This is a genomic window from Vibrio sp. CAU 1672 (assembly GCF_029223195.1).
Taxonomy (GTDB): Bacteria; Pseudomonadota; Gammaproteobacteria; order Enterobacterales; family Vibrionaceae; genus Vibrio.
The window spans coordinates 68,298-77,295 of sequence record NZ_JARHUF010000019.1; the positions used below are offsets into that span (position 1 = coordinate 68,298).

4 protein-coding genes and 2 pseudogenes are annotated in these 8,998 nt (G+C 48.9%); 2 read left to right on the plus strand and 4 right to left on the minus strand.

What is annotated here, in order from left to right; translation table 11 throughout:
* Positions 1 to 299: 299 nt before the first annotated feature.
* Positions 300 to 2,732, minus strand: a complete 2,433-nt coding sequence (locus P2G85_RS16040; protein WP_275865073.1) for an ATP-binding protein — start codon at positions 2,730 to 2,732, stop codon at positions 300 to 302.
* Between the two features lie 619 nt (positions 2,733 to 3,351).
* Positions 3,352 to 5,073, minus strand: coding sequence for an adenosylcobalamin-dependent ribonucleoside-diphosphate reductase (locus tag P2G85_RS16045; RefSeq protein ID WP_275865074.1), 1,722 nt, complete (start codon positions 5,071 to 5,073; stop codon positions 3,352 to 3,354).
* 432 nt (positions 5,074 to 5,505) lie between these two features.
* On the opposite strand from P2G85_RS16045, the gene P2G85_RS16050 reads away from it, so the two are divergent.
* The gene (locus tag P2G85_RS16050; RefSeq protein ID WP_275865075.1) at positions 5,506 to 5,925 is read left to right on the plus strand and encodes a hypothetical protein; all 420 of its coding nucleotides are present in this window, start codon (positions 5,506 to 5,508) and stop codon (positions 5,923 to 5,925) included.
* Between the two features lie 40 nt (positions 5,926 to 5,965).
* A pseudogene (locus P2G85_RS16055) lies at positions 5,966 to 6,184 on the plus strand (S24 family peptidase); the annotation flags it as partial.
* Between the two features lie 733 nt (positions 6,185 to 6,917).
* Here the strand turns inward: P2G85_RS16055 and P2G85_RS16060 are convergent.
* Together P2G85_RS16060 and P2G85_RS16065 are read right to left on the minus strand one after the other, a co-directional pair.
* Positions 6,918 to 7,100 (minus strand): annotated as a pseudogene (locus tag P2G85_RS16060) (transposase); the annotation flags it as partial.
* Between the two features lie 11 nt (positions 7,101 to 7,111).
* Complete coding sequence (locus P2G85_RS16065) at positions 7,112 to 8,209, minus strand: alpha/beta hydrolase (RefSeq protein ID WP_275865076.1); 1,098 nt, start codon at positions 8,207 to 8,209, stop codon at positions 7,112 to 7,114.
* Positions 8,210 to 8,998 lie beyond the last annotated feature (789 nt).

Sequence of the window (8,998 nt, forward strand, 5' to 3'; positions counted from 1 at the left end):
GGTATGCATACTCCAACTAAGAGAGAGTTCAAACTACAGCATCGTTTTTCCAACCCATGAACTTGCAGATGTTGTCTACGTGGGATGCTCTCTTAGTTTGGTCAAACATAGCCAAGCCAGTTTTTGTAACGCTACACCAAAAAACAGCCTATGAGGGCTGATGCTGCAAATTTGCAGATTCCTTTGCAGTTTATGCAGCAAAAAGACGGCGAAATAACGTCATCAGCGCTTCAAACACGCACGCCAGGATAGCGAGGGCACATGGGACGACTTGATGTTCATGACAGGAGTCATCCCACTTACGAATTGCGCTCGTCGGAAGAATTTCCGGTACGATGATTCATTGCTTGCCCTGAAAACTGTTGACGCAGCCGGGTCAACTCGCACAAACGTTCGCTCACTTTGCCATTGACGCTCATCGCCGGATACTTTCCGTTGTCCGCTTCCCCGATGGGTAAATTGGTAAGCAGCATCATGGCCTGGTCGACATGCTCAATCGCCCAGATATGGAACTGATGCTCCCGAACGGCTGCGCGGACATCTGCCCGCAACATCAGGTGGGGAATATTCGCCGCGGGAATGATCACCCCATGCTCCCCCTTAAGCTTGCGCGCCTGACAAATATCGAAAAAACCCTCAATTTTCTCGTTGATACCACCGACCGCCTCAATCACACCATGCTGATTGGTCGCCCCGGTGATGGCCACCGATTGCTTGAGCGGGATCTGGCCAATTGCTGATAACAAAGTACACAATTCTGCGGCGGAGGCACTATCTCCTTCCACGCCGCTGTAGGATTGCTCAAAGGCCAGCGAGGCACTCAGTGACAGCGGCTGGCTCTGGCCATAACGCTCGCCAAGAAACCCGCTCAGAATCATCACACCTTTGGAATGAATCGAGCCGCCCAGATCCACTTCCCGCTCAATGTCGAGGATCTTCCCGTCGCCCAGACGAATGGTCGCGGTGATCCGTGTGGGCAGCCCAAAGGGATGGTCACCAACCGCCACAACCGACAGTGCGTTGATCTGGCCCACCGCGAAGCCCTCGGTATCGATCGTGCGGATCCCCCGCAACACACTTTCCTGATGACGCTCTTTGAGATAGCTCACCCGACGGCGCTGCGCCGCCACCGCTGCGTCGACAGCCTCCGCGGTGATCACTTTCTCTTCAAGCTGTCTCGACCAATAATCCGCATCACGCAGCAAATCCGTCAGCGAATTCATATGCAAGGACAGCTTTTCCCGATCGGTCATCAACCGGCTGCTGTATTCGATCACCCGGGCAACCGCTTCCCGTGACAAGGGGAGCAACCTTTCGCGGCTTTGAAGCGTCTTAATCAATCGGGCATAAAGGCTCATCGAGGCTTCATCCCGGGGCAGTTCCTCTGAAAAGTCAGCCTGAACCTTAAATAATAAGCTAAATTCCGGATCATAATATTTGAGCAAATAGTACAGCAGCCGGTTACCACAAAGCACCACTTTCAAGTCAAGCGGTACCACCTGCGGCTCGATCGTAGTGGTGGTGGCCAGACTCAGCATTTGCTCCAGAGACTGGATCCGGATCTGACTGGAACGCAGTGCTCGCTTGAGCGAATCCCACAGCAATGGGCGGTCAACCAATCGGGCCGCATCCAACACCAGATAGCCACCATTAGCACGATGCAGCGCACCGGGTTTAATTAACATAAAATTGGTATACAAAGTACCGGCATGACTGAGGTGCTCCACCCGTCCTACCAGATTCGACACGGTCGGGTTATCCTCGTAAATCACGGGCAGTCCTTCGGCATCACTGTTATCGACCAGCAAATTCACTTGATACTCTGTGAAATACTCCGCCACTTTCTCACTTTTATGCTCTTCTGCCAGGCTGTTCAGGATTTGTTGAAAACGATCAATATTGTCGATGAGGTCTTGTTTAAAGCTCTGCAGAAAATCGATAACCGGCTGGTACGCACCGAATTTTTGTTCCAGTTCAAGAAACAACTGGCTGATGGTAATGGCGACGGTATCTCGCTGTAACTCCTTGATGGCCTGCTGACTTTGACGATGCCAGATCGGCATGTCTCGGCTGATCTGCTTCAGTTCCTCACGCAATGCATTGAGCTCGGTATCAATCTGCTCCTGCTGTGCCTCCGGCAGTTTACGGTACGCCTCCTGGTTCAAAACTTGCCCGTCTAGTTCGGGCAGCAAAGTGTAACCGGTTGGTGTTTTCTTCAAGACAATATGATGCTCTTGCGCATGGGATTCAGCCGTTGCAAAGGCCCGGTGACAACGCTCGGTATAATCCGCCTGGAGCGCTTGTATTCGGGCCAGAAGTTCATCACTCTGCAGCGTTTCCGGGATTGCCTGAACCAGATATTCGACCAATTGTTGCACGTTCTGTCGCAGCCGTCGTCCGTCCCCCGCCCGGAGCTGTAATGCCACCGGTTTCTGTGGATGATCGAAGTTATTGACATAACACCAGTCATCAGCCGGTGGATAACCCCGGGAGCGGTTAAGCAGCAACCGGTCGATAAGGGTATGTTTGCCTAAACCGGTTGAGCCGGTGACAAAAATATTGTATCCGACATGAGGCATATCGAGCCCGAAATTCAGGGCTTCCAGCGCCCGGTCCTGTCCCAGCGGTTCGGCCAGTGGGGCCAGTTCATCGGTGGTGTCAAAATTCAGCAGGTTAAGATCGCAGACATGGTAAAGCTGCGTCTCTGTCAGGGACAGGCAGTTCTTTTGCATGGGGTCACTCCAAAGCCTTGAACAAAATCGGGAATTCATATTTCAGTGTAGTACAACCGCACAAGACAGATGCACCGCATCATCGAAGCCGGCGTTTCCTTAAGCCAAGCATCATGATCACCCCCGCGTCCTGATTCAAAATATACTGCGGGCTGTTTCCCCGAAATAGCAACTATAACCAAAATATACTGCGTCGCAATTATGGTCGGAAAAAGCGTTTTTTGAGCGATAAGTGCTTTGTAACTGTGCGGGAGCTGAAAGCGGATGAAAGTGCGGTGCTATACGACCGGGTGGCACAAAGAAAAGGCGGATGATGCAGTCCGCCTTACTCATGTACAAAGCTCACTACCTTATCTCGATCCGATTCGTTTCAGGTTGTGAAGGCTCCATTTTCGGGACGTCTATCTTCAGGACGCCATCTCCCAGCGGTTGCTCCGGTGCAATAGGAAGCAGCAGGTGACGAAAGCTCATAGGACCTCCTCAAGTGTAACTGGAGCCTTCAATAGCATAGACAACCATTGTAGAGAATGGACACTGCGCCTGTACCGATTTCACTTCCGTTCAATGAGATGGTTTTCAATGCAGAAACCAAACAAAGAAAAAATAGAAGAGTTTCCCATCAGCAGACAGACTGATTGCAACCCTGCCCGGGCTCTAACACATTCGGACGCACCGGGTTAGGCCGATAAACCGTGACCCCCTTCAGGCCCAATTGGAAAGCCTGCCGGTAGACATCCCGGAACCGGGCAAAGGGCAGATCGGCTCGGACATTGATCGTCTTGGCAATCGCATTGTCCACCAAAGGCTGCAGGCAAGCCTGCATCTCAAGATGAGCCTTCGGCGACAGGTCGCTGGCTGCCACCATGGTATCGGGCAAAGCTTTTCCGGGCTTAAGGTAGCGCCACAATTGCACGCCATATGGCTCCAGCCAGAGACTTTCTTGTTGGCCGGCAAAGCTGATATGGCGCCAATATCCCGGGCTGAACATCGGCTCAATGCCGCTGCAGACATTGTTGGCCAGCAAGCTGATACTGCCGGCGGGGGCAATGGCCAGCAAGTGGCTGTTACGTATGCCCTGCTGCCCAATTGCTTGTTGCAGGGACATCGGCAGCGAGCGGATATATGCACTCCGTAAATAGGCTTTTTTGTCGAAACAGGGAAAGCAACCTTTTTCCCCGGCCAGATCGACAGAAGCGGCGTAGGCTGCATCGCGTATCCGGGTCATCAGCTCGGTTGCAAACTGCCTCGCCTCAGGACTTTCGTATGCCAAGCCGAGCATCTGCAGACAGTCAGCCAGGCCGGTAATGCCCAGCCCGACCCGGCGGCTCTGCAAGGTACAGCGGCGCTGTTGGCGCAAGGGAAAGTTAGAAATTTCCAGTACATTGTCCAGTATGCGGATCGCCGTGTTGCAGATTGGTTCCAACCTTTGCCACTGAAAAGCACTCGCCTCGCTGAACGGCCGAGAGACTAGCTGACTCAGGTTGATAGACCCCAGGTCGCAAGCACCGAAAGGGGGAAGCGGGACTTCGCCGCAGGGATTGGTGGTGGTCAGGTGTTCACAGTAGGCCAGATTATTGGCCCTGTTGATGCTGTCCACAAACAGTACCCCGGGCTCTCCGCTTTCATAAGCCGACTGCAGGATCAGTTCCCACAAGTCCCTGGCTTTGATTATCGGGCCTGTTGCACCCCCTGGCGGAAAACACAACGCCCAGCCCGTATCCTCTTCCACTGCACGCATAAAGTCATCGCTTATCTGCACCGAAAGATTGAAGTAGGTCAGCCTTTCTGCCTGGCTCTTGGCCCGGACAAAGGCTTCAATGTCCGGATGATCGCATCGGAGGCTGGCCAACATGGCGCCACGTCTGGAATCCCCGGCAACCAGTGCAGCACAGAGTTCGTTCCAGATCTGTAGCAAGGCGACCGGTCCCTGATGGAGCGTACTGCTACCAGCCGGTTGTAAACTGGAGAAATCCAGGCCAATGCCGCCACCCTGTTGCAGGGTGATTGCCGACTGGCGCAGAGAGCGGCTGATCCCCGACATCGAGTTCCGGATTACCCCCATAACAAAACAGTTGAGCAAGGTAACGCGGTGATTCTCAGCACCGGCCCCTGCCAGGATCCGCCCGGCCGGCAAAACGCTCCAATCCGACAGAGCCTGAAAGAACTGCCTGCGCCAGTAGGCTTGTTGTTTTTCCGGCCCGGCCAGAGCGTCGGCCACTCGCTGCCAGCTGTGTTCAATGGCAGTTTCCTTGATCGAATCTGTGTACAATCGATACTTGGACTCCCAGACCTTTGTGGAAATCGGTGATAATTGGTTGGGATCAAACTCGGCAATAGTCATGGCACAGTGTTAACAATTTGATGGACGGTGGCTTCAGACTGCATAGCTATCTCCACCAATCATTACCCAAGAACTGCAATGTTGCCAGACTTTGTTGCGTGATTCGGGCAGAAAACCAAACCTCCTGAAATTGAGCAACTCTTAAACAACATACTGATTATCAGGCATACCAAGCCCTGTAAGCTTGTTCAGCGCTTTAATCATGGCGTAGGTTTCATCAACCTGAGCATTGCGGCCTTATTGAAATTCAATGGAAAATGCAAAAATGATGATTGCAATTCAGTGATACCTGACAGCTGCCCCCTTTATCCTTTTAAAAACAACCATTCAGATAAATGTGACATTACCCATTGTTAATAAGGCAACGCTAATATAGCATCCACATATATAAGAAAGACCTAATTTGACAGAAAGCAAATGGAGATGTAACCGATGTTCATGATAGAGCTAAATGATACTGGCTGGAGATATTGGCTGATAACGGCTGTACTGCTTAGCTACGGAGTAATCGCCGACCCGGTGGGGTTTGTGTTTGCTATAGGCCTGACCGTCGTTCATCTGCTCCACTTTGTCATCAGAAAACGAAGTGTTACCGCATTTCCGATACAGGTTCGATTCTGGTACTTGTCGCTGCTATTGTTGGCACAGATCGAGGGGCTTGGCTGGATATATTGGATCCCGGCAATAGGCACTTGGGCTCAGGTACTCTTTGGATACTGCGCCATGGCGCGCCTTGTTTCACTGTTGCCCTGGAATAGCAATGAGCGTTTTTCAACTGCTCTGCTCAGACGTACATTGCTTGCCCGCCCGGTTAAAGGCAGCATCAAGCAAAAGGTTGCTGCTGACAGTTAATCGACCAAGCGGCTGACAGCTGAAAGTTGTGATACTGGTATTGCAAATCATACCAATATCAGCAAACGCTGGCATCACGGGCTTCGAAAGCCCTGCTGCTGAATACACTCAGTTGCCACTCAACTTAGATGACCTCTTGATTGAGCACCCTAGTGCAACCTTCATAGTTCGTGCATGTGGGGATTCAATGCCGGGCCTTAGCATTTTCGACCAAGACCTACTCATAGTCGACCGCTTCGTTGAGGTTCAAGACCACGAATAGTTACTAGGTGGGAGATTAAGCCTAAAAAATTACAATGCTCAGATCGCAGCCATTGTCGGTAGCTTAGGTTACTGTCGCCAAAAGCATAAGCTGTCCTTTTCTCGTGCTAGGCCGAAACAACTCTTATTTGATGTAGGTAAGTTACACAACTTCAATAGAGACCCTAAAGCCAAGGAGCCTCAGTACATTAAATACGATGACAAAGCTAAGTTTACAAACAAGCTCGGAAACAACATGATAGATAAAAAATTTACAGCATCACGATTGTTAATTATATCCTCAAAGATATCCGAGTTCTCAGTAGATAAAGACGCCCAATACACAAAGACAACAATCAAGTTCTAAATAGATGAGCCTGATATAGAAATCGCAGAGTCAATCTTTCTTAATTCAGTCCCGTCATTTTCCCTCGGTAGTTAACGTAATGACAAAGTCGCTTGGTAATTAAGGTACGACAGAATCGCTCGGTGATCACAAGCTAGTAGTGATCGTGCTGGCTCGTCTCTGGACATAAATCACTTTCGGAAAATCGAACATTAGTAATTCATGAATAACTTCAAGTATTGCAAAGTGAGTTTTGGATAGCTAGCTCGATGAGTAATACTGCGCTAGCTCAGTGGTGGATTTTAGTAGTACGTATGTAATCGCCCCATGAACACACGGGGCGACATTGCTAGTGTTTGAAGTTCCAAGGTAGGAGCGCATCGATATCTGGATCTGCTTTCGCCAGCTATTTCAGGCACTTGACCATGCAGTCATAGAGGATAAGGCCGTTTGCTTTCGCTGTCTCTACGATGCTGTAAAGCATCGCGCTCGCATAAGCGCCATTTGGTGTATTCGAGAACAACCAGTTCTTCCTGCCAATGACCAGCGGTTTAATTACGCGCTTAGTCGCGTTGCTTTGGTTTTCAACCTATAAAGAGATTATTCAATCGAGGTAATGAACTCGAACTTGTCTGATTCTGCTTTAGTGATCCAGTGTTCACCGTCAAAAGGTGCTGCGTCTAGAGTGAAGACGTAGAAATCAACGCCTTTGTCACCCATCATAGTTTTAAAGTAGGTGGCTTGTTTGCGATGGCTAGCGTCTGTGTAAGGGATCTCTTTTGCCGATTGTTTGCCATTACTCCAGCTATGAACACCGATCTGTTTATTTGTTTCTATATCATCAATGTCTTTACTGCGTTGAAGAACGCGAGACTCACCGGCAGCGAAGAGATCCGTACCACCAGAGAATACTGAGCCCGTAGGGGTAACGACCGTTTTCATCGCTTGATCATGGATAATCATGCCTGTGTACATATTAATGTCGTCATCTGCGCTGCCACCGATGTCGTTGTTGAACTTTAATACCATCTTCTGCCCAGAGTATTTATGGACAATAGAGGCAAGCTCGAGGTACGTGGTCACCCCTAAAGTTGAATGAATGCGTTCGTCGGCAGAAGTAACGCCAAGCGCGTCTTTATAGAAACCAGTAAAGGCAAAAGAGGTTTCGATATCGACACCGACGCTGTTGTCAGTGGCTGTCAAAATGGTTGAACCGATACTTGAGAGCTCACCGAATAGCTCGTTGTTGAATTCGACCTGAATCGGCTTTTTACCATTCTGGGTAACGGATTGAATCAGTGTCGTGTCATCGGAGTCTGATTGGGTTGAGTCGTCACACGTAAAAACATCAAGCAGCTCGTCTTCGCGATAAATAGCACAATCACTGCCATCTTCAGCGGTCATAAACAGATCGACGCCCTTATCGCTGCTGTCTTGTAAACGAATAACAAGTTGCTCTTCGCCAAGTTCTTCTGCGTAGCGAACAACGTTATAAGTCGTCCCATCAAAATTCACGCTCATCGAGTCAAGCAGCGGTCGACGTTCTGCCAATAAACTCGCAAGCTCAGTATTACTGAAGTTGTAGTTTGCTATTGGTTTCACTTGGGCTGTGCTTTTGGTGTTCGAGCTTGAACTTGAGTTACAGCCCGCCAATACGATGAGTGGCGCGGCAAGTAGTAGGTGCTTGTAATTAGTCATTGTGATTCCCAATTTGATTGATGAGGGCAGTGTAACGAGGAAAATTGTCAGTCGCTGTCGTGCTCTTGTATGGATTTGTCATTGCACATGGTTACAATAGAAAAGGCTGATAAGTGATAAATAAATTATATCTTTGTTGAGTAAGGAATTTTCTTGCCTCTTGTCAGTCACACTCTTTATGCATTTTCAAAGGACAGGTTATGATTTTATTTGGACACTTTATGATTTCAGCGACAGTCCTTGTCGCCAAAAGCATAAAGCGTCCAATAGCCTAGAATAGTTTCAATAACTTACAGATTATCAAAATCATATGGTGTCCAAATATGAAAGCATAAGCTGTCCTTTTCTCGTGCTAGGCCGAAACAACTCTTATTTGATGTAGGTAAGTTACACAACTTCAATAGAGACCCTAAAGCCAAGGAGCCTCAGTACATTAAATACGATGAAAAAGCTAAGTTTACAAACAAGCTCGAAAACAACATGACAGATACAAAATTTACAGCATCACGATTGTTAATTATATCCTCAAAGATATCCGAGTTCTCAGTAGGTAAAGACGCCCAATACACAAAGACAACAATCAAGTTCTACATAGATGAGCCTGATATAGAAATCGCAGAGTCAATCTTTCATAATTCAGTCCCGTCATTTTCCCTCGGTAGTTAACCAGGGCAAGATCATGAAAAACTCTTGTGGAATAAGGCCTAAGTGAGAGCCTACTTTTACTCATTTCTACAGTGATGTCATAAAAAATGCAATGACTTATGGATCGATTTGACGATCAGTATT